The following is a 20,162-nucleotide window of genomic DNA, read 5'->3' as shown; positions in this document are numbered from 1 at the left end:
CGATATATGCGTTGCTCGACCGTAAAGACTCGGCCTGAGCGGCCCGGAGCGTGTCGAGCAATGTATATATCGTCCCATCGCGGCAGTAACTAAGAAAAATCACTCACCACTCGTGCATGGTGCCGTCGAGGAGACGGTCGACTGGGAGCGGGGCGGGCTGATACGGGTACTTGGCGGCGAGCTTTTCGTCGAAGTCGACGCCGAGGCCCGGCTTGTTGCCCGGGTGCAGGTAGCCGTCCTTGAACGTGTACGAAGTATGGAAGACCTCGAGGGTCTCGTCGCTGTGCTTCATGTACTCCTGGATACCGAAGTTCGGAATCGCCAAGTCGAGGTGCAGGTTCGCGGCCATGCCGACCGGCGAGACGTCGGTGGGGCCGTGGAAGCCGGACTTCACGCCGAAGAGCTCGGCGAAGGCCATGAGCTTCTTCATGTGAGTAAGGCCACCGGTGTGGGTGACGGCCGAACGCACGTAGTCGATGAGCTGCTCTTCGATCAGGGTGATGTAATCGGTCCAGGAGTTGATGATCTCGCCGATGGCGATCGGGGTGGTAGTGTGCTCGCGCACCAAGCGCAGGAACTGCTGGTTGTCCTCCGCAGGCGTGGTGTCTTCCATCCAGAAGAGGTCGTAAGGCTCGAGCGCCTTGCCGAAACGCGCGGCCTCGATCGGGCGCAGACGGTGGTGGGAATCGTGCAGCAGAATCAGGTCCTTGCCGTACTTGTTGCGCACTTCCTCGAAGACGCCAGGAAGGGTGTTGAGATACGTGCGCGCATCCCAGACCTCCTCGACCGGAACGCTGGTGCGGCGGGCAGGCTCGTAGTCGTAACGAACGCCCTTCTCGCCTTCGCCGGCCTGCGCGTTGGCCGAAGCCGCGACGCCGTAGGTCGAGGGGATGCCGGGCAACGCGTACTGGATGCGCGTGGCCTTGAAGCCCATGTCACGGTACATGTCAATCGAGTCGAACAGGCTCGGCAGATCGGTGCCGGAAGCGTGCGCGTAGGTCAGGATGCCCTTGCGGGACGCGCCGCCGAGCAGGTCGTAGACCGGAACGCCGAGCTTCTTGCCCTTGATGTCCCAAAGCGCCACGTCGACCGCGGAAATGGCGGCCATCGTCACCGGCCCGCGCTTCCAATAGGCGCCCTTGTAGAGGTACTGCCACATATCCTCGATGTTGTCCTCGTCCTTGCCGATCAGGGCGGGAGCGATGGTTTTGAGATATTCGGCGGCGACCAGTTCGCGCCCGTTGAGTGTGGCATCGCCAAGTCCCACAATTCCATCCGTTGTCGTGAGCTTGAGGACGACGAAATTACGTCCCGGGCTCGTAACGAAAACCTCGGCCTTTTCAATAGCCATATCGATTCCTTTCTACTGCACAAATCATTGCGGCTGAGCCGCTGTTGTTTAGTTGTATTACATATAGATTATTGGATTCCAAGCTCCGGCATTGATTTCGTAGACCTCCATAAGCGCCCTGCGAAGCCGAATACCAGCCGATCACGATGCACGATGCGTCTCGGCGGCCTTGCCCACCTCACCAATCTGGCGCACGACCTGGTCGACGAAGGACGATGAGCCGGCGAGTCCGCGATCGAGGTAGGTGACGACCTGCCTGACCGCGTTTTCGTCAACGTTCCCGTCAGCGTCCGCGCAAGCCGCGGCGAGCGGGACGACCTTGCCTTTGTTGACATCGGCGAGTTTGTCGCTAAACCGCCGGAGGAAGAGAATCCAAGCCGCGATGGCACGTGCGGCTGGAACTGCGGAAGCCCCATCTTTCAAGGCTTTCCGCGCGGCGGGAACGATGCGAACCGGCAGCTTCTCGCTGCCGTCCGTGGCGATCTGCATCAGCAAGTGGCGGATGTTCGGATTCTCGAAACGTTGAAGCAGCTGCTTGCGGTATTCGTCGGTGGGCACGCTGACATAGCGCCCGGCCAAATCCCACCATTCGTTGATCCATGAACGCAGTGTCGGGTCGGACACGGCGTCCGCCACGGTCTCATAGCCGAACAGCGGGCCGCAATAGGCCAAGGTAGAGTGAGAGCCGTTGAGCATCCACAGTTTGCGTTGCTCGTAAGGCATGACGTCGTCGGTGGCGATGGCACCAGCCTCATCCCAAGCCGGCCGCCCTGCCGGGAAGTCCCCTGCGATCACCCATTCGCGGAACGGCTCCGTACGCACCGGCGCCGCGTCACGCCAGCCTTTGGCATGTGCGACAAGCTCGATGTCGGCCGATGTGGTGGCAGGGGTGATGCGGTCGACCATGGACGTGGCCCATGCGACGTTCACCCGCGTCCAGTCAAGCAACGAAGGGTCGACCTCGGCGATGGCCTGCTCGACGACCTTGCGGAACGCGGCCCCGTTGCCTGCCAGATTGTCGCAAGGCAGCACCGTGATCGGGCCTGCGCCTGCGCTTCTGCGGGCGAGGAATCCGGCGACCATGCGCACGGGAACGGTTTTGAGCCCATCGGCCTGCGGGTCCGACTTGAGCGCCTGCAGATCGGCGGCGACATCGGCATTGTCAATATCAAGGTCGCCGTTGTGGGTGCGCATGTAACCGGCCTCGGTAACCGTCGACGTGACGATGGAAATGCCGGAATCGGCGAACCTGGCACGCAAGGCGGTGGTGTCGGAGCCGCTATGCATCGAAGAGATCGAGGAGATGACCTCGAATTGGTCGCCTGTCGCGCCGGAAGTGATTAAGGTATAGACGTCGTCCTGCCCGTTGAGCAGGTCGCGCATGCGCGGCCCACGACCGGTGAACCCGGCGATGCCCCATTGCGCCGCGTCCGGCGCATGCTCGGTGTACCACGCCTGGTGCGCACGCGTGAAATTGCCGATGCCCAGATGGACGATCCTTTCCGGCGCCGCGGGGCGACCGTCCCGTTGCCGGCTGATCGCCGGGATTGAAGCGTTAACCGTTGACATTGCTGCTCCTTACGCTTCGGCTTGCCGTAGCTTGCGCTATAGCTGCGCCTGACCAATTTTGAACACCCGTTTCGGCTGCGTGACAACCTCGTAGCGGACAATCGAAAGTCCTTCGTCCATGGAGATGCGGCGATCGCAGACCAGGGAGGCGACATAGCTCGCCGTGATCCTGCGGTTCATGTCGTGACGCGAGGGAATCGAGCAGATCGCGCGGGTGTCATCGATGAACCCGGAAAGCTTGGTGAACCCGGCGTAGGGGACGACGGCGCTGAAATACCGCGAGATCGCGTCGGGCGAATCGATGAACCACCATGGGGCACCGATATAGAACGAAGGATAGAAACCGGCGAGCGGCGCCAGCTCGCGGGAATACACCGTCTCGTCGGTGGTGAAGGCGACGAAATGGAAATCGCGGTTGTTGCCATACTCGTTCAGCAACGGGCGCAACGCCTCCACGAATTCGGCGCGCTGGGGAATGTCGTCGCCGATATCCGCGCCATAGTTCGCGTAGGAGGCGGCATCGTAATTGCGGGCGATGGAGGGATGCACCGTCATCACCAAACCGTCCTCCTGGGCGAGCCTGGCCTGGTCGTTGAACAGATGGGCGCGCAGACGGGCCGCGTCATCCGCGTCGATATGGCCGGCATAAGCGTTGGCGAACAGCAGGCGGGCCTCCTTGTCGGACAACCTGCCGGAACGCAGATCCGCGTGGGAGTGGTCGCTTAAGACCGCCCCGTGGTCCTTGAAATACCACCTCCTGCGGCGCATGGCCTCGGTGAATCCAACGTACGTGGAAGCGTCGATGCCGGCGCTCTCGCCCAAAGCCCGCACCGATTGCGGCCAATCGGCGCGGCCCGGCTCAAGATATTTATCCGGCCGGAACGCCGGGGCCACGAACGGCTTGAATCCCGGATCGGCATTGACTTTGTCATGCAATTTCAGGTCGCTGACTGGGTCGTCGGTGGTGGACACGAAGTCCATATTGAAGCGGTTGGCGAGCGCCCTGGTGCTGAATTCCGGAGCCTTAAGCATCTCGTTGAGCTCGTCGTAGATCTTGCCCGCCGTTTCCGGGCCGAACGTCTCCTCAATGCCGAAAACCCGGACCAACGAGTCCTCGAACCAATAACGCATGGGCGTGCCGGCGAAAGCGAACCAATGCTGGCCCAGAAGGAGGAAGGCGTCCCGCGCCTGCTTGTCGGTGAAATCGCGCTGGCCGACGCCGAGCTCGCTCAGCGAAACCCCTTGGGCGTGCAATACACGGGTGACGTAATGGTCCGGCGTGATGAACAGGTCGGTGGGATTGGCGAAATGCTTGTCCTGCGCGAACCACTCGACGGGAATATGGCCGTGCGGCGAGATGATGGGCAAATCCTTGACCGATTCATAAAGCTCCCGCGCCACACGCAATGGCAGCCCTTCAGCCGGTAACAAACGATCTGGTGACAGCACAGGTTCAGATTTATCTGCCTTGCCCTTCATAGATACCATCCTTATATTCACAATGAACGGATTGGCCCGCTTCGATGCCGTAGCCTTTCGCCTCCCTAGTGTACGTGGACGACGTTGGCGTCGCGCTCTGTTGCCATTACTTGCCAAGAACTGGTTATACTTGGAAAACGCAAAGGAGCACCATGACGAAAACAACAGATAACGCACAGCAGGCCACAAGCCACGCCAGCAGCGCCGGCACGCCCGGGAAAAACGTCACGATCAGGGATGTCGCCAAAGCGGCGGGCGTCGCTCCTTCCACCGTCTCAAGGGCGTTCGCGAGGCCCGGCAGGGTCAACGAGGCCACCGCCGAGCGCATCTACACCATCGCCGACGAGATCGGCTACCGGGCCACGGCCATCCGGGCTCATACGGACGGCGAGCACTTGAACGGCATGCTCGGCATCGTGGTGGCGGACCTGAGCAACCCGGTCTTCGCCGAATACACCCGAGCCGCACAGCACGAATGCCTTTCCAACGGCTTCGGCCTGCTGGTGCTCGACTCGGAGGAGAACGCGATCATCGAACGCACCTCCATCCACACCGCCATTCAACACATTGACGGCCTCATCTTGGCGTCCTCGCGCCTTTCCGACGCTGGCATACGCAAGCTCGCCCAAACCAAGCCGCTGGTGACGTTGAACCGTTCCATCCGCGGCATCCAGTCGGTCATCGGCGACGTGCAGGACGGGTTGAGCAAGGCCGTCGAGCACCTCGTCTCGCTCGGCCACCGCAATTTCACGTACCTGAGCGGGCCGGAATCCTCGTGGCAGGACGGGGTGCGCTGGCGGACGCTTTCGTCGATCTGCTCGCGCCAGCACTTGAAACTGCGTCGCATCCCCTCGAACGCGCCGACGTTCAGCGGCGGGTTCTGCACCGGCGAGCCGTTCCTCAACAACCCGACGGACGCGGTCATCGCTTACAACGACATCATGGCCATCGGCTTCATCGCGGCCCTGCATTCCCGGAATATCAACGTTCCCGGGGAGGTCTCGGTGGTCGGCATCGACGACGTGCAATTCAGCTCGCTCGTCTCCCCCGCGCTTTCGACCGTCCGCCTGCCCCGAAAGGAGTTGGGCACGAAGGCCGTGGACGAGGTGCTGGGCCTCATCCACCACACCAAGCCGGCCAACGACCGGAAGCCGATCATGCTGGAATCCTCGTATGTCGTGCGCGCCAGCACGGGCAAAGCCAACCCTTCGCTGGTCTCCGCGATCCATGTCTGAAACGACCTGAAACAGCGTCCGGCAATTCCCGAAAACGGAATATTGCCAGATTTTGCCATGGATTCTCAAAATAAAACGGCGCTCATTCGTGCCGCTTCGCGCGCCTTCGGTGGGCGTGCCCTCCTAGAGCTTGCGCACAGCGAACCGCCCGATAGACCATGATGATGGAACACCGGAAAGAGGATCCATGGAAACAAAGCCGTTCAATGAAAACGTCGCCGCCAACCCGCTGCGCACGAAAGCCGATTGCGAACAGGCGCTGGTCGACATCCTCGCGCCGGCGATGAGGCTTGTCGAGAGCGGCGGCCGTTACGGACGCTTCCGCATGAGTGACAGCGGGGCCGTCTACAGTCAGGACCGCACCTCGATCGAAGGCTTCTGCCGACTGCTCTGGGGGCTCGGGCCGCTCTTCGCCAATCGCAGCAACATCCGTCGTTTCCCGCACTGGTGGCGGCTTTCGTGCGCCGGCATCATCCACGGCACCACACCCGACGACCCCGATTTCTGGGGCGATCCGCTGGATGACTACGACCAACTGTTCGTGGAAATGGGCGCGATCACGGCGTTCCTTTTCGAAACCAGACGTGATTTCTGGGACCATTTGAGCCGCACGCAACAAGGTAACATCTTGGTCTGGCTCGACCAGATCAACCACCATGTACTGCCGAAAACCAACTGGCTCTGGTTCCGGCAGATGGTCAACACCTGGTTCGTTCACACCGGACATCCCGAATACGACGCATTGGTACAGGCTGATTTCGACATCACCGCCTCGCATTATCTCGGACACGGCTGGTCGTACGACGGCTATGCCGACCAAATCGACAACTACATTCCGTTCGCCTATCAGTTCTTCACGCTGATGAACGCAGGACTCGCCGAACGGGACAATCGCAGCCAATCTGGCGCTTCCGATCGCGCCAAGTCCAGCAAACCAGAACCGACTGCAACGAATGCCGACGCGTCTTCCAAAACCGCCAACGAAACAGATGCCGAAATTCTCAATCAGACAAGCCCCGCCAACGCAAGCGACGCCGAAACGAAACGCTATACGCTGCTCAAGCAACGCGCGACGTCCTTCGTGCCAAGCTACGCCAACTGGTTCGCGGCCGACGGGGCTTGCCTGCCGTTCGGGAGGAGCTTGGACTACCGGTTCGCGCAGGCCGCGTTCTGGGCGGCGGCGGCCTTTGCCGGAATCGACCTGCCTGGCGGATGGACGCTTGGGGACGTCAAACATCTGCTGCTGGGCAATTTGCGCTGGTGGTTCCGCCAGAATATTTTTCAGTCTGATGGACTAATTCCTATCGGTTACGCCTATCCGAACATGAACATGGCGGAAGGCTACAACGGGCCCGCCTCCGCCTACTGGGCGCTCAAAACGTTCATTTTCCTGTGCATTCCCGAATCCAGCCTCTTCTGGACCACGCGCGAAAGCGAGGACTTCAAGTTCGAGGCGTTGAAGCTCCAGCCCGAACCACGCATGCTGGTGGCGCACAGCCGCAACGGCTTTGAGGTGCAGGCGTTCACCGCCGGACAGCACGCGCCGGAACACAACCACACCGACGCGAAATACGAGAAATACGTCTATTCCACGACCTTCGGCTTCTCGACGCCGAAATCCGCAACCGTTCTGAAACAGCTCGCCTGCGACAACACCCTGGCGGTTTCCGAATCCGAATACCATTGGCGCACGGCCTTCGGCTACGCCGATTACGCGGTGCACGGGGACTACGTCTACTCGCGCTGGGAGCCGTGGAACGACGTCACCATCCGCAACTTCATCGTGCCGCTGATGCCGTGGCACATCCGCGTGCACGTCATCGATTCGGCGCGCGCATTGCATCTGGCCGAAGGCGGTTTTGCGATGCCGGACTTCGGGGAGGAACTGGCCGCGCCCAACATCAACGCGGTCGGAGATCTTGCGGCGACGGCGGCACAGCACTCCGCCGATGGCTCGTTCGCCTCCGGCTGGGAAGGAAGTGGTGGTAACGGACATGACAATTCAGCGAATGAGCGGACGCCGGAAGCAACAGCGACCTTCGGCAACCCAGAACAGGCCATTTTCTACCGCACCAAGATAGGACTCACCGGTCTGATCGCCGCAAAAGGATTTTCTTTAGAACTGTCCACTCCCGAGCCGAACACCAACCTGCTCTACCCCAAGACACGGATTCCAATGCAAATGCGCGTTATCGAACCCGGCCACTATATATTCGTTTCCGCATATCTCGGCGACCGCGAGCTGGAAAGCGTGGGCGAGGACGGATCGATTGCGATGCCGAGCGCGACTCTGGCCGGCCACGAGTTGCGTATTGACTATAGAGGCAGGACCAAAATGGTGAAGCTGGCAGAACTGGACGACCAATGAAGCAAAAGAGGCAAATCAGCCGACCATCTCCACGCGCAATCCCCAACCCGGGGCGGGCGACCTACTGACATCGCACTTTGTGCCTCTAACCCTACGGGAACAACTCGTTCCTCTTGCATTAGAGGCACAGAGCCGCAATCCTGCCTCTCAACCAATCAGAACCGCAAATTGTTATTGCTTTAGGGGCAGGAATTCGCGATTCTGCCCCTAACACGACCCGAATCGCACTTTACTTTATCGTCAGCAGCCAAGCCCTAAAACCTCATGAAAATTATTTCGATCCTTCTAGCAACGAGTAAGCGACGCAGCTATTTGAGCGCTTTGCCCGCCGAACCCAGCTCGACGCAGGCCTCGACCACGCGCTTGGCCATCGCGTCCTCGGCCGTGCGGCCCCAGGAACGCGGGTCGTAGTAGCGCTTCTCGCCCACCTCGCCGTCAACCTTGAGCACGGAATCGTAATGCTCGAACATGTGGCCGGCGACCGCGCGGGTGAAGGCGTACTGGGTATCGGTGTCAATGTTCATCTTGACCACGCCATAATGCACCGCGGCCGTGATGTCGCCCTTCGACGACCCGGAACCTCCGTGGAAGACGAGCATGAACGGCTTGTTGTCATGCAATTCGTAATCGGTGTAGATATGCCCGTGTGATGACGAGGCGGCGGAAACCCCGGTCGCGGACGAACCTAGATCATCGTTGGCGCGGCTTTCGGATTTGGCTTCCAATTGGCCTGTTTTCGCGGCCGACGCGACCGCGCGCTGGATCTCACCGAGCAACTCCGGGCGCAACTTGACCACACCGGGCTTATAGGCGCCGTGAACGTTGCCGAAGGTGAACGCCGCCATATACGTGCCGCGCTCCCCCAGCCCAAGCCGCCGCGCAACCTCGATGCCGTCAGCCGGCGTGGAATACAGCTTCTCGTCGATGTCGGCTCGATGGCCATCCTCCTCGCCGCCGACCGCGCCAATCTCGATTTCAAGGACGGTATGGGCTTTCGCGGAGAGGTCAAGCAAGCCCTCGGCAATATCAAGGTTTTCCTTCAGCGGGACCGTCGATCCGTCCCACATGTGCGACTGGAACATCGGCTCTTTGCCGTGCGCCACCTCGTCGGCCTCGCGCGCGAGCAACGGCCGCACCCAGCCGTCAAGATACGGTTTGGCGCAATGATCGGTATGCAGCGCGATGGAGATGTTGGGGTATTTCTCGGCCACCTCACGGGCGAACGCCGCGAAAGCCAACGAGCCGGTGACGCGGTCGTCGACGCGCTGCCCGGAAAAATAGGACGCGCCTCCCACGGAAACCTGAATGATCCCGTCCGATTCAGCCTCGGCGAACCCTTGCAACGCCGCGTTAAGCGTCTGGGTGCTGGTCACGTTGATTGCGGGATAGGCGTAGCCGTTGTGCCGCGCGGTTTCCAGCATTTCACGGTATCGTTCAGGAGTTGCAATGGTCATGCCTCCATTATTGCCGCCCACCTCGCCATTGAGGTTAACGAGCGATACTTCGCCCTTAACGGAATCAAAAATACTATGATATAGTAATTAAGCGCTCAGCGTCGGCTTCGGCAAAAACGAACTTCGCCGGTGTGCGAATTGGGGGATTAGCTCAATGGTAGAGCCCGCCGCAAGGCGGAGATGCACGGTTCGATTCCTGCCTCCTCCACTTTTCTTGCACATGACCATTCCCATCAATAGAACTGTGGCCCGTTTGCTGTTCACACGGTAGCCGACGGCGATAATCGCGTCGAGATTGTAGAAGGCGATTTCCCTGCGAACCGTTCTGCCGCCTTCGTTTTGGACTGTTTCCATTTTGGAAACAGTTGCCTTTTCCTCAAGTTCACCCTCTGAATATATATTCGCCAGATGTTTGGAGATAATTGGTATTTTGACACCAAATAACTCAGCGATATTCTTCTGCGCCATCCAGAATGTCTCGTCCCGATACACCACCTGAACCGGAACATTTCGGTCATCTTGCTGATATAAAACTATTTCGCCCTGAGGCTGTTTCATCATGTCATTATCCATAAAACGCTGCTCCTTCAATCTCCGGATCTCCTGCCAACCGATTCATCTTCGAGTCTATCGGACGAGACAAAAATCAACGAATGGAAAACCTTGAATCAAGGAAAAATCAAGATTTCTTGAGATTATGACATTTTTTACTTTCGAAAACGAAAGCACATTGCCCAAATCTCAAAAGATTAAATAAAAAAGAGCGAATGGCGGAAATCGAATCAAACGAATGGTCATGCCCCGAAAATAAGACACACCTTTGTTTACTTAACTCAAGAGCCGTGCCACCTATCAGCACCGTCAATATCGAAATTCCGTTCAAAACGTTGCCGAAATCACTGCCCCGAGTGACCACAAGTTGCGCGTAGTCCAATATCGGAGTACATTAATGGAATACGGACGAGGGAGGCCAAGTGATCGAATGGGACGAGTCGGCCGACCGGCACGGCTACACGCTCGACGACGTGGTCTACGCCGCCCGGCACGTCACCGGCAAGCTCGAGTACCGCAAGGACGGCGAGACCTACCTCAAGTTCACCGGATCCCACCACGGCGACCCGCTCGTGCCCAGCCTGGAGGTCGCCATGAAGCTCGCCAGGGACGGCAACCTGCGCGTGTTCCACGTGAACGCCGAGCAGGGCGGCTTCCTCGACAAGGACTGAACCAACCAGGCAACGCAAAAGGACGGAACGATGACCAAGAAGAACGACAGCGGATGGGCGTGGGACGACGCCAAGGCGGTGAAGACCACCGGGACCCGGGCCCAGGCGGAGATGGACGCCCTGCTCATGCGGGCGGCGGGGACGGAAAGCGCCGACGAGGCGGAACGGGTGCTGCTTGGCCGCCCGCGCGCCGGACAGGCGCAACCCACCGTGAAGCTCCAGGTCCGCGTCCCCGAGTCATGGGAGCGGCAACTCGACACGGCCGCCAAGAAACTCGGCGAAAGCCGCTCGGAGTGGTTGCGACGTACCATACACGGCGCGCTGCAGACCGCATAGGAGACTTTCCACTAGGCGTTTTCGCAAGACATAACGCACACTAGCAACCATTAGCAACGCGGGCCAGCCGAAAAAAGAAACGTTATGCCGACGGATTTCAAAAAAGTATCGATCGTGTCGCCCGGCACTGACGCTTTGATCAGGAACAGCTTGTGATCACCCGACTCGGCTTTCAACATCCTTCGCCTTCGTCTGCTACTCAACCAATTTCATGCCGAATCACCGACACAAATGGTGCGCGGCTTCAATGGCTCGCTCTTGACCTCCCAGGCACGTCCTTCGAACGGCCTGACCTCGGCGCCTTGGAAGCCGCTCTCGGCCTCCTGCGCCCACTGGTCCACCATGTCATCAGTGATGACAGTACCGTTGTCGGCTATATATTTCTGGCTTTTCCGGCTCATGACCGCCCTTTCTGATTTCATCGTTAAAGCCCTTGGTGGCACGGTTCGCATGAATAACCAACGGCGTGCCATCGCGAAGTTTTCGGAGGAAATCCCTGTGCCGAAACACCTTTATTTGCAACAGTTTTCAGGAACTAGCCAAGAGAGCGGATGACGGGAATCGAACCCGCCTCTGAAGCTTGGGAAGCTTCCATTCTACCGATGAACTACATCCGCAGTAACGCACGCATGCCGCGCACATACAAGTTATGAGTCTAGCACAGAGCCGTGAAACAGCGTGCCGAACCGGAATGACATACCGCCGTAGACCCGCAATTCCGACACTTCGCTCACCCAGCCACTGACTTTTCAACCGAACCTCTTGCTTGTAAAGATTCGTAACCTACCAAAACACCGCTGAGACACAGCGTTTCAGCTTTAGTATGCTACCTGCGCTTCGTTGTCGGATCCTAAACGGTTCCAGCGCTGGCCTCGGTTCGGGCCGGCGGAGACGCCTTGCATCTCCTGAGCCATTTGCATCAGGCGGTTGATACGATCCTGTGTCGGCGGATGCGTGGAAAAGAGACGGCTGAAACCCTCTTCGGAGAAGGGGTTCGCGATCATCATCGCGGCGGCGGACTGGGTGCCGGCGGTCTGCGGCATCGGATTGGCCTGCGCGCCAGACGTGATCTTGCTCAACGCCGAGGCGAGCGCGGCCGGGTCGCCGGTGAGCTTGCTGCCGTCCTCGTCCGCGTCGTATTCGCGGGTGCGGGAAATGGCCAACTGGATCAGCGAGGCGCCGATCGGAGCGAGAATCGAGCTCAGGACCACGCCGAGCAGCCCGAAAATTCCGGAATCTCGATCATCATTGTCGCGCCCTCTGCCAAAGAACATCAGCATATAGCCAAGATAGGTGACCACCGTCGCCATCGCGCTGGCAACCGCCGAAGTGAGGATGTCGTGATTGTAGACGTGCATCAGTTCGTGGCCGAGCACCCCACGCAGCTCGCGCTCGTTCAAAATCTGCAGGATGCCTTGCGTGCAGCACACGGCGGCGTGACGCTCGTTGCGGCCGGTGGCGAACGCATTCGGGCTCATGGTCGGCGCGATGTAGATGCGCGGCATCGGCTTGCCGGCGCGTGCGGAAAGTTCGCGGACGATACGGTAGAGCTCGGGCGCTTCAGCTTCAGAGACCTGACGTGCGCCCATCGAGGCGATGGAGATGCGGTCGGAGAACCAGTAGGAGATGAACGTCGAGGCGAGGCCGATGAAAATGTAGTAGACAAGCGTGTCGCGGCTGGCGCCGGTGAGCCACCAAATGAGCATGATGATGGCCCACATCACGCCGAAAAGCAGTGTGGTCTTGAGGCCGTTCAAATGGCCATGCACTTTAATCTTGCCGTCCATATATCTGAGCCTAACGGCTCAGGCTGTGCTTTTGCTGAACGCCGGCTGTGACTACGCAGGCATCTTGGCCACAACAGACCTCCGCCCATCTTCCCGCATCGAGCTTGCGAGCAAAATCAAGAAAACAGGGCTGAAATCCTGATTATCATCGCATGTTCAGCGTGAGCATTTTGCCACGACGCTAATCATGCAAGCACATCCATCCGGTAAACGCGACGAAAAGCACGAAAAAACATGAGAAAACATGCTTTCGGTCGCAGCGAATTATTGAACGCGACGAAAAGCACGAAAAAGGGTGCTTTCTGTCGCATCAGCAGAAAGCACCCAAAACGCGGACTCGACGCCTCTGACTAATCGGTTAGCGTACTCAGCTCAGAACCGCAATCGGCCTAAGACGTGACTGCGCTCAGCCCAGCGCGAGCGAACGCATCTGGTCGGGGTCGATCACCTTTTTGTGCTCGCGGCCTTCCTTCGCGCCCTCGGCACGCTCGTAGGTGTCGACCTTCTTCCAGCCTGCGAAGTCGATGGGCTTGACGCCGCGCAAGGCGAGCAGGCGGTCGATGGACTCGGGGTCACGGTCGGCGGCGATGCAACCCTTGCCGCTTCCGTCAACGTCCTCAGCCTTGGAAAGATCGTCGAGCATGTTGCCGACGATCAGCAGCGCGTCGGACTTGGTGGAGCCGATCAGACCGACCGGCCCGCGCTTGGCCCAGCCAGTTGCGTAAAGACGCGGGCGGACGGTGCTCTTGCCGGTTTCGGCGGTGAACGCAGGCTCGGCCAGAATGCGACCTTCCTCGTTGGCCAGCACGCTACGTTGCTCGTCATAGGCCACGCCCGGCACACTCGCCGGCTTGTAGCCGATGGCATGGTAGACGGCCTCGACCGGGTAATCCGTGAATTCGCCGGTGTGGCGCATCACGCCGTCGGCGCCGGTTTCGGTGCGCTCGACGTGCAGACCGACGACCTTGCCGTCCTCGCCCAGCACCTCGGCGGGCGCGGAATTGAAGTGCAAGTAATACTTCTTCGGCGCAGGGTTGCCTTCGAAATCGACACCGCCGTCGTCTTCCATATCTTCGGCCATGTCGCGGATGGCATAAAGCTCCTCGACCATCTGACGGGTCAGCTTGTCCTTGCCGGCCTGCTCGACGGTGGCATCGTCGAGGTCGAAATCGTCCTCGTTGATGATGATCTGCACGCCCGGCAGCTTCTCGAGCTCGCGCAGCTCCTGCACGCTGAACTTGGCCTGGGCCACGCCGCGGCGGATGAAAAGATGCAGCTCTCGAGCCTTGTTGGTTTTGATGCCTTCGTAGACATTGTCGGGAATATCGGTGCGAGCCTTGAGGTCGTCGGCGTTGCGCATCAACTCGCGCGAAACGTCCATCGCGACGTTCCCACCGCCAATCACAGCGACGGTTTCGGCGTCAAGCGGCCACGTGCGTGCGCCGGTCGGATAGCCGTCGTACCACTCCACGAATCGCGCAGCGCCATACACGCCGTCAAGGTCAGAACCAGGGATGGTCAGCGGACGATCAGCCACCGCACCGGTGGCGAACAGCACCGCGTCATAGCGCGGCAGCAGGTCATCGAGCGTGACATCCTTCCCAAATTCCACATCGCAATACAAATGAATATCAGGATTATCCAGCGTCTTCTCCAACGCGTCGGCGATGAACTTGATGGCCGGGTGATCTGGCGCAACGCCGTAACGCACGAGGCCGAACGGCACCGGCAGCTTCTCGAAGAGGTCGATACGCGCGTTGGTCGGCAGGCCAAGCGATTCGCCCTTCTTCTTCAGTTCGCGCAGGAAAATGTCGGATGAATAAACGCCCGCAGGGCCGGCACCGACGACGGCGATGCGGAGTGTGTTGTTATTTTCGCTCATAGTCCTAGATTAACCCAACCGGCCATACCACGAAAGGCTAAAAGGTAAGAGATTTCTTACATTTAAACATCGAGCAATGCGTCATCGCCTCCGCAGAACGTATATTTGGTGGCCCCTCACGCTTATACTGGAACTTGTTCGCGTGGTTGGTGGCAGCAGCTGCGCCAAGACGATTTAACAACGCAAAAAGCTTGGAATTACAGGTTTTGCGGCAATATCGACCGAGGTAAATCCAGTCATATCCGCAATGCCACGGTCATAGACCAATTCCCAACTCGATGCACCGGCTTGTTTCGTCGCGCGGACTCCTCACCTTTCCGCATGCGTCGCCTCAGGCCGCAGAAGAAGACAAGGTGATTCATGGTGGGTATTAAGACACAGTTTTCGCGGATTTTCAAGGGCAACGAACGATTCAGCAGTTCCCGAAACGATACAAGAACCAATTTCAACGGTTATCACAAAACGCTACGCAAGGCCGCAGCAGTTATCGGCACCGCAGCACTCGGACTTTCGCTGGCCGCGTGCGGAAATAGTTCCAATAGCGGCAGCGCGGCAGGACCCAACGGCAAACCGACGCTGACCTTCATGCTCGACTGGACGCCGAACACCAACCATGTCGGCCTGTACGTCGCCCAGCAGCTTGGCTATTTCAAGGATGCCGGCGTCAATGTGAAGATCCTGCCGACCACCCAGGCCGGCGCTGAAACGAGCGTCGAAAACGGCGTGGCCAATATCGGATTCTCGAAACTCACCGATCTCGCCAACGCCGACGCGCATGGAGCCGATTTGAAGCTCGTCTTCGATCTGACGCAAAAGCCCATCGCACGCTGGTGCAGCTTGAAGAGCCGCGCTGACATCAAAACGCCCAAGGATTTCGCGGGCAAAATCTTCGTCACCTTCGGCTCGGCCGAGCAGAGCGCTTCGGTGCGTCAGATGATCCGTTACGCCGGCGGCGACGGTGATTTCAAAACCGCGACGGCCGGCACCAACACCTTCCGCACACTGACCAGCGGCAAAGGCGATTTTGCAGGGTTCTACGCCAATTGGGAAGAGGTCGAATCGCAGCTCAACGGACCAGCGCTCAACTGCTTCGCTGCTGACAAGTGGGGCGTGCCCGGCAATCCCGACCAGCTCGGTTTCGCGGTGAAGAACTCGTGGCTCAAGAATCCGCAGAACGTCGCCAATCTGAAGAAGTTCCTCAAGGCCGCACGCCGAGGATACGACTACGCGTTGGTCAATCCCGACAAGGCCGCCGACATCCTCGTGGCGCAGACCAAGACCTCACACCTCGACCCAAAGCTCGCCCGCGCCTCGATGGAAAAAGTCGTCAAAGAAGGTTACTGGAGCGGCAACGGCATGAACGACGAGACGACCAACGGCAAGACCGACCAGAAGCTCACGGCCACCGTCAACACCGAAGACGGCCAGAAGTACCTCGACTTCCAATACAACGCCGGTACCTACACCGATTCGCACAAGAAAAAGCTCGCCCGCGCGCCCCAGGCCGCCGAGCTTTCGACCAACAAGTATGTGGAATAGTTACGAATGAGAGAGTGCCGAAAACGTTGGAATCCAAGTGAACGCAAGGTTTTCCCTAACTTTCGGCACTCCGGTTGCATCTGCTGGAGATAATTTCCATTAGATTTAAACTCACTTCTTTGTATTTATACCAATGAGGTAATTGATGCAAAACGATACGAAAACGCGAAACAAGCGCCAAAGCTGGTGGCGCAAAGCGTTGCCGCCGACCGCCACCATCGGAGCCGTGTTGGTTGTCTGGCAAGTGGCGGCGAGCGCACACCTCGTTTCCGAAACCACGCTCGCCTCCCCCGTTGCCATCGTCTCGTCGATGATCGCCACTTGGCCCGATCTGATGGCGGCAACAGCCGTGACCACCGGTGAGGCGTTGACCGGATTCGTTATTGCGGTCATCACCGGCATCGCCATCGGTATCGGCCTTTACGCCTCGAAAACGGCCAACCGCGCCATCTACCCGCTGCTGGTGGCCGCGCAAACCATCCCCATCATCACCATCGCGCCGCTGTTCATGATCTGGTTCGGCTTCAACCCGGCCGGCAAGATCACGCTCGTGGCCATTTTCGGCCTCTTCTCCATCGCCGTCGACACCTCACGCGGCCTCGCCGCTGTACCAAGTTTCTATCAGGATGTGGCACTGACCTGCGGGGCGACAAAGCCATGGACGTTGTTCCACGTGAAACTTCGCGTTGCCGCCCGTCAGATCTTTTCCGGCATCCGCATCAGTGCCGCCTACGTCTTCGGCACGGCCGTTACCGCGGAATATCTCGGCGCCACCAACGGCCTCGGCGTCTGGTTGCAGGGCGCATTCAATTCCTTCCAGACGGCGATGATCTTCTCCGCCGCCATCGTCGTGGTCACGCTGACCGGAATTCTCCTGGGACTCGTCTCACTGACCGAACGCCTGCTGCTCGGCCCTGCCGACGAGGACGATGCGATATCGCTGGATGACAGTGAACTCTGAATCAGGCACCATCTGTTATTGCCTGTCCAAAATCGTTTGATAATACTGTCCCAAGTTGATTAGTCCCGACATTATCGGCTAAGCTTGAAAGCGTATGTGAAAGCCGCATATCCGCGATAGGACTGAATTACGCGGATATTCACGGTTATTGGAACATGTATTAAGGAACATCCGTTCAACGAAAGGAAATCGATGAACGACACCAACCCGGAAACCAACGGGGGCTACACCAATCCTGCGCAGAGCGCGAATACTGGCGAGAATCCTTCGAGCACTTCCGATAATTTCGCCGCGTCGCCGCAGGCCTCTTTCCCGACGCCATCAACACCGACGCAACCAGAAAACGCCACGCCATACAATCCGATCGTGCCCGATCTGCCGCCCATGCCCAGTCCGATAACGACGCAACCAGAAAATCCTGCGCAGAACGCCGCACCATACACAGGTAATACGTATTCCGCCGATTCGCAGGACTTCACCTCGACTCCGCAAGCCAGCCCGGTGGAGGCACAGGCCGAAGCGGTCCCGCAATACAACGCGCCCCAGGAGAACGTGAATCCGCAAGCTGATACGATTTCGCAAGCCAGCCCGACCCAGCAGCCAGGTCAGGATCAGCAGCCGAGTCAGGACCAACAGCCAAGTCAAGACCAACAAGCCTACGCGATTCCGCAATACAACGCTCCAGAGCAAGACGCCGGAAACGCCCCACAGCAGAACGAGCAGTACCAGAGCGAACAATTCCAGAACGAGCAGTATCAGAACAATCAGTATCAGAACGGCCAATACCAGAGCACCCAATACCAGCCTGCGTACCAGAACGCGGCGCAACCAGGCGGCGCTCCCGCGTTCCCGTCAGCCGCGCCAGGCCAGCCGCCATACGGCGACCAAAACTATGGTGCCCCGAACGCCAACGCCTTCACCGCACCGTTGACCGTGCCACTGGACGTCCCGTACTACGGCTGCCCGCCGATCGAGGCCGTCAAGCGCTTCTTCCTCAAGTACGTCAAGTTCTCGGGCCGCGCGAGCCGCAGCGAGTTCTGGTGGTCCTATTTGTTCATCGTCCTGGTCAATCTGGTCATCTTCATCATCGACAACCACGTCCTCCACGATGACTCCAGTTTCCTCGACAACATTTGGGGGCTGGCCATTTTCATTCCCAGCATTGCCGTCGCCATCCGTCGCCTGCATGATTCCAACAAATCCGGCTGGTGGCTGATGCTGCCCTTTGGTTTGGTCATCGGCAGCACGATTCTTTTCGTCATCGCCGCCATCGCCGGGGGAATAAGCATCGGCGCCGCACTCAGTTCGAACGGCAGATACGCTCCAAATATCGGGGCCGGAGCGGGCGCGGGCATTGTCGGCACGGCCATCCTGCTGTTGCTCTGCTATCTCGCGGCGTTCATCGTGGCGATCGTTTTCATGGTGCTGGGCCCCAAGCCCGAAGGTGCGCGATTCGACGAAGTTCCAGCGAACGTTCCATACACCCCTTCCGCGAATCCGCAGGCTCCGATGAACGCCCAGTACACGCAGCCGGAGAACAATCCCTACGCACAGCAGGCCGAGCCGCAACCAGCGCAATACATGCCACCTGCCGAACAGCAGCAAAGCAATCAGTATCCGCCGCAATCCATGCCGCAAAATTCCGCCGACAACCCGTATACGGCACCCGCGGAAGAACCGAGCCAAAGTCAGAACTATGCTGGCGAGCAGCCCTCCGCCGATACCGATATCAATACCAATACCGGCGACAATGGCTTCCCGCCGGCCTCCGGCAATGGTGGAAACTACGCACAGTAGATAAACCACCCAGCCTGCGGCGCAACGCCGCCGGTGATGATATATGAAATCCGCCTCGCCCGAACGATTTATGGGCGAGGCAGATTTTGTATTACTTTAGCGTATGCGGCGATACCTCCGTTCGGCTACCGGCTTTTAGAGCTCCACCGGCGGCTTGTCCTTGCCCTCTGGAATGTCCTTGAACTTCTCGGCCAGCTTGGCTTTCTTGATCTTCTCTTCCTTTTCCTTTTCGGCCTTCGCCACCGCGACGGGATCGTAGATGACGTCGTTGTGGTGCTTCTCCCACTCGGCCTTCGCCAGCGGGGCCACAAACTCGGCCACGGCAACCAGCGCTGCGTCGCCGTCACCGGAACCCGCCGCCTCACGGTATTTGGCCACCAAGTCCTTGAACTGCTGGCTGGTCAGGTTCATGCGCGGAATCGACATCCGCTCGCACAGTTCGTTGATATACAGCATGATCGGCGTCGCGTTGCGTGCGGCCGCTTCGGCGTCAGTAGCAGTGCCAGCGTTGTCTTCAACCAGGCCAAACAACCCGTTGATCGCGGCCAAGACCACCGCGAGGCGCTGTGCCACGCTCTCGACGTCCGGCCCATGCGGCGTCGAATCGTCATCGCCCTCGCCAGCCGAAGCGCTGACGGCGCTCTTGCTCGCCGCCTCTTCGATCTCCTCAAGCGCGGCGGCCACGGCCTTCACCGTTTTCTCGCCCCAACCCACATTGAGGTCGCCGGCACCCGCCATGACGAGCGTCGTGTCGCCGTTGCGGGAATAGTCTTCCATCTGCTCGTAAGCATCGTTGACGTCGATCAGCGCATCGACCATCGATTGCGGACGGCCGGGGATATCGACCGCGCCTTCATAGACGAATTCGGCATCGGCCATCGGGATTTCCTCACCGGTGATGACCTCGGCCACCGCCCTGCAGACCAGAACCTGCAGATCCTCGGCGTATTTCGCGTCGTTGCTGAGCTTCTGCGCGGTGTCCAACGGCCAAAGCGCGATCAGATCGACGCCGGCCTGCGCCGCATCTCGCACTTCAGGCATCAAAGCCAGACGAGCCAACTCACCATCCTTGATGATGCCACCCTCGATATCAACCGCCATATTCGCTCCTTTGCCGTTACCGCCAACTGCCATACCCACTCTATCGTAATCCATAGGAGGTCACACAACGCCGAGGCAGA

At 59.2% G+C, this 20,162-nt stretch carries 16 protein-coding genes and 1 tRNA gene; 7 read left to right on the top strand and 10 right to left on the bottom strand.

Features of this window, described 5'->3' with window-relative positions; translation table 11 throughout:
* Positions 1 to 103 precede the first annotated feature (103 nt).
* The 3 genes from manD to uxaC form a co-directional block, all read right to left on the bottom strand.
* Positions 104 to 1,351, bottom strand: a complete 1,248-nt coding sequence (gene manD / locus OZX73_RS01400; RefSeq protein ID WP_277149957.1) for a D-mannonate dehydratase ManD — start codon at positions 1,349 to 1,351, stop codon at positions 104 to 106.
* Between the two features lie 141 nt (positions 1,352 to 1,492).
* Complete coding sequence (locus OZX73_RS01395; protein WP_277149955.1) at positions 1,493 to 2,920, bottom strand: mannitol dehydrogenase family protein; 1,428 nt, start codon at positions 2,918 to 2,920, stop codon at positions 1,493 to 1,495.
* A 36-nt stretch (positions 2,921 to 2,956) separates the two neighbouring features.
* Complete coding sequence (uxaC, locus tag OZX73_RS01390; protein WP_277149953.1) at positions 2,957 to 4,399, bottom strand: glucuronate isomerase; 1,443 nt, start codon at positions 4,397 to 4,399, stop codon at positions 2,957 to 2,959.
* Positions 4,400 to 4,551: 152 nt separating this feature from the next.
* Between uxaC and OZX73_RS01385 the strand changes: the two genes are divergently transcribed.
* Together OZX73_RS01385 and OZX73_RS01380 are read left to right on the top strand one after the other, a co-directional pair.
* The gene (locus tag OZX73_RS01385; RefSeq protein WP_277149951.1) at positions 4,552 to 5,634 is read left to right on the top strand and encodes a LacI family DNA-binding transcriptional regulator; all 1,083 of its coding nucleotides are present in this window, start codon (positions 4,552 to 4,554) and stop codon (positions 5,632 to 5,634) included.
* A gap of 187 nt (positions 5,635 to 5,821) precedes the next feature.
* On the top strand, positions 5,822 to 8,002 hold the full coding sequence (locus tag OZX73_RS01380; RefSeq protein WP_277149949.1) for a DUF2264 domain-containing protein: 2,181 nt from the start codon (positions 5,822 to 5,824) through the stop codon (positions 8,000 to 8,002).
* A gap of 308 nt (positions 8,003 to 8,310) precedes the next feature.
* Here the strand turns inward: OZX73_RS01380 and fbaA are convergent, their stop codons facing one another.
* Together fbaA and rhuM are read right to left on the bottom strand one after the other, a co-directional pair.
* Positions 8,311 to 9,456 carry a class II fructose-bisphosphate aldolase gene (fbaA, locus tag OZX73_RS01375; protein ID WP_277149947.1) on the bottom strand — a complete coding sequence of 382 codons (1,146 nt, stop codon included), beginning with the start codon at positions 9,454 to 9,456 and terminating at the stop codon, positions 8,311 to 8,313.
* Positions 9,457 to 9,543: 87 nt separating this feature from the next.
* Positions 9,544 to 10,029, bottom strand: a complete 486-nt coding sequence (gene rhuM, locus OZX73_RS01370) for a RhuM family protein (RefSeq protein WP_277149945.1) — start codon at positions 10,027 to 10,029, stop codon at positions 9,544 to 9,546.
* A 401-nt stretch (positions 10,030 to 10,430) separates the two neighbouring features.
* Here rhuM and OZX73_RS01365 point away from each other — a divergent pair, with 401 nt between their 5' ends.
* Both OZX73_RS01365 and OZX73_RS01360 read left to right on the top strand, forming a co-directional pair.
* The gene (locus tag OZX73_RS01365) at positions 10,431 to 10,679 is read left to right on the top strand and encodes a hypothetical protein (RefSeq protein ID WP_277149942.1); all 249 of its coding nucleotides are present in this window, start codon (positions 10,431 to 10,433) and stop codon (positions 10,677 to 10,679) included.
* A 30-nt stretch (positions 10,680 to 10,709) separates the two neighbouring features.
* Positions 10,710 to 11,015 (top strand): hypothetical protein, encoded by a 306-nt coding sequence (locus tag OZX73_RS01360; RefSeq protein ID WP_277149940.1) that lies wholly within the window; start codon positions 10,710 to 10,712, stop codon positions 11,013 to 11,015.
* A gap of 209 nt (positions 11,016 to 11,224) precedes the next feature.
* Here OZX73_RS01360 and OZX73_RS01355 read toward each other — a convergent pair whose 3' ends face one another.
* The 4 genes from OZX73_RS01355 to OZX73_RS01340 all read right to left on the bottom strand — a co-directional run bounded on the left by OZX73_RS01355 (position 11,225) and on the right by OZX73_RS01340 (position 14,684).
* A complete protein-coding gene (locus tag OZX73_RS01355; RefSeq protein WP_277149938.1) occupies positions 11,225 to 11,437 on the bottom strand; it encodes a hypothetical protein in 213 nt (70 codons plus the stop codon).
* A gap of 124 nt (positions 11,438 to 11,561) precedes the next feature.
* Positions 11,562 to 11,632 (bottom strand) — tRNA-Gly (locus OZX73_RS01350).
* A gap of 201 nt (positions 11,633 to 11,833) precedes the next feature.
* Positions 11,834 to 12,802, bottom strand: a complete 969-nt coding sequence (htpX, locus tag OZX73_RS01345) for a zinc metalloprotease HtpX (protein ID WP_277149936.1) — start codon at positions 12,800 to 12,802, stop codon at positions 11,834 to 11,836.
* Positions 12,803 to 13,208: 406 nt separating this feature from the next.
* The gene (locus OZX73_RS01340; RefSeq protein ID WP_277149934.1) at positions 13,209 to 14,684 is read right to left on the bottom strand and encodes an FAD-dependent oxidoreductase; all 1,476 of its coding nucleotides are present in this window, start codon (positions 14,682 to 14,684) and stop codon (positions 13,209 to 13,211) included.
* A 360-nt stretch (positions 14,685 to 15,044) separates the two neighbouring features.
* Here OZX73_RS01340 and OZX73_RS01335 point away from each other — a divergent pair, with 360 nt between their 5' ends.
* From OZX73_RS01335 to OZX73_RS01325, 3 genes are all read left to right on the top strand, one after another.
* A complete protein-coding gene (locus OZX73_RS01335; protein ID WP_277149932.1) occupies positions 15,045 to 16,223 on the top strand; it encodes an ABC transporter substrate-binding protein in 1,179 nt (392 codons plus the stop codon).
* Between the two features lie 145 nt (positions 16,224 to 16,368).
* Entirely contained in the window at positions 16,369 to 17,184 is an 816-nt protein-coding gene (locus tag OZX73_RS01330) for an ABC transporter permease (protein WP_277149929.1), read from the top strand.
* 192 nt (positions 17,185 to 17,376) lie between these two features.
* Positions 17,377 to 18,981: a DUF805 domain-containing protein gene (locus OZX73_RS01325; protein ID WP_277149927.1), complete on the top strand. Its 1,605-nt coding sequence runs from the start codon at positions 17,377 to 17,379 to the stop codon at positions 18,979 to 18,981.
* 135 nt (positions 18,982 to 19,116) lie between these two features.
* On the opposite strand, the gene OZX73_RS01320 is transcribed toward OZX73_RS01325, so the two are convergent.
* Positions 19,117 to 20,082: a hypothetical protein gene (locus tag OZX73_RS01320; RefSeq protein WP_277149925.1), complete on the bottom strand. Its 966-nt coding sequence runs from the start codon at positions 20,080 to 20,082 to the stop codon at positions 19,117 to 19,119.
* Positions 20,083 to 20,162 lie beyond the last annotated feature (80 nt).

Source organism: Bifidobacterium sp. ESL0775, from assembly GCF_029395475.1.
GTDB lineage: Bacteria > Actinomycetota > Actinomycetes > Actinomycetales > Bifidobacteriaceae > Bifidobacterium.
Note: the sequence above shows the minus strand (reverse complement) of the source record. Positions and strands in the feature narration are given on the sequence as shown.

What these genes read in the sequence shown, in the direction of transcription:
- manD (WP_277149957.1), bottom strand. Translation starts at nt 1,351, where the DNA reads ATGGCTATTGAAAAGGCCGAGGTTTTCGTTACGAGCCCGGGACGTAAT.
- OZX73_RS01395 (WP_277149955.1), bottom strand. Translation starts at nt 2,920, where the DNA reads ATGTCAACGGTTAACGCTTCAATCCCGGCGATCAGCCGGCAACGGGAC.
- uxaC (WP_277149953.1), bottom strand. Translation starts at nt 4,399, where the DNA reads ATGAAGGGCAAGGCAGATAAATCTGAACCTGTGCTGTCACCAGATCGT.
- OZX73_RS01385 (WP_277149951.1), top strand. Translation starts at nt 4,552, where the DNA reads ATGACGAAAACAACAGATAACGCACAGCAGGCCACAAGCCACGCCAGC.
- OZX73_RS01380 (WP_277149949.1), top strand. Translation starts at nt 5,822, where the DNA reads ATGGAAACAAAGCCGTTCAATGAAAACGTCGCCGCCAACCCGCTGCGC.
- fbaA (WP_277149947.1), bottom strand. Translation starts at nt 9,456, where the DNA reads ATGACCATTGCAACTCCTGAACGATACCGTGAAATGCTGGAAACCGCG.
- rhuM (WP_277149945.1), bottom strand. Translation starts at nt 10,029, where the DNA reads ATGGATAATGACATGATGAAACAGCCTCAGGGCGAAATAGTTTTATAT.
- OZX73_RS01360 (WP_277149940.1), top strand. Translation starts at nt 10,710, where the DNA reads ATGACCAAGAAGAACGACAGCGGATGGGCGTGGGACGACGCCAAGGCG.
- OZX73_RS01355 (WP_277149938.1), bottom strand. Translation starts at nt 11,437, where the DNA reads ATGAAATCAGAAAGGGCGGTCATGAGCCGGAAAAGCCAGAAATATATA.
- htpX (WP_277149936.1), bottom strand. Translation starts at nt 12,802, where the DNA reads ATGGACGGCAAGATTAAAGTGCATGGCCATTTGAACGGCCTCAAGACC.
- OZX73_RS01340 (WP_277149934.1), bottom strand. Translation starts at nt 14,684, where the DNA reads ATGAGCGAAAATAACAACACACTCCGCATCGCCGTCGTCGGTGCCGGC.
- OZX73_RS01335 (WP_277149932.1), top strand. Translation starts at nt 15,045, where the DNA reads ATGGTGGGTATTAAGACACAGTTTTCGCGGATTTTCAAGGGCAACGAA.
- OZX73_RS01330 (WP_277149929.1), top strand. Translation starts at nt 16,369, where the DNA reads ATGCAAAACGATACGAAAACGCGAAACAAGCGCCAAAGCTGGTGGCGC.
- OZX73_RS01325 (WP_277149927.1), top strand. Translation starts at nt 17,377, where the DNA reads ATGAACGACACCAACCCGGAAACCAACGGGGGCTACACCAATCCTGCG.
- OZX73_RS01320 (WP_277149925.1), bottom strand. Translation starts at nt 20,082, where the DNA reads ATGGCGGTTGATATCGAGGGTGGCATCATCAAGGATGGTGAGTTGGCT.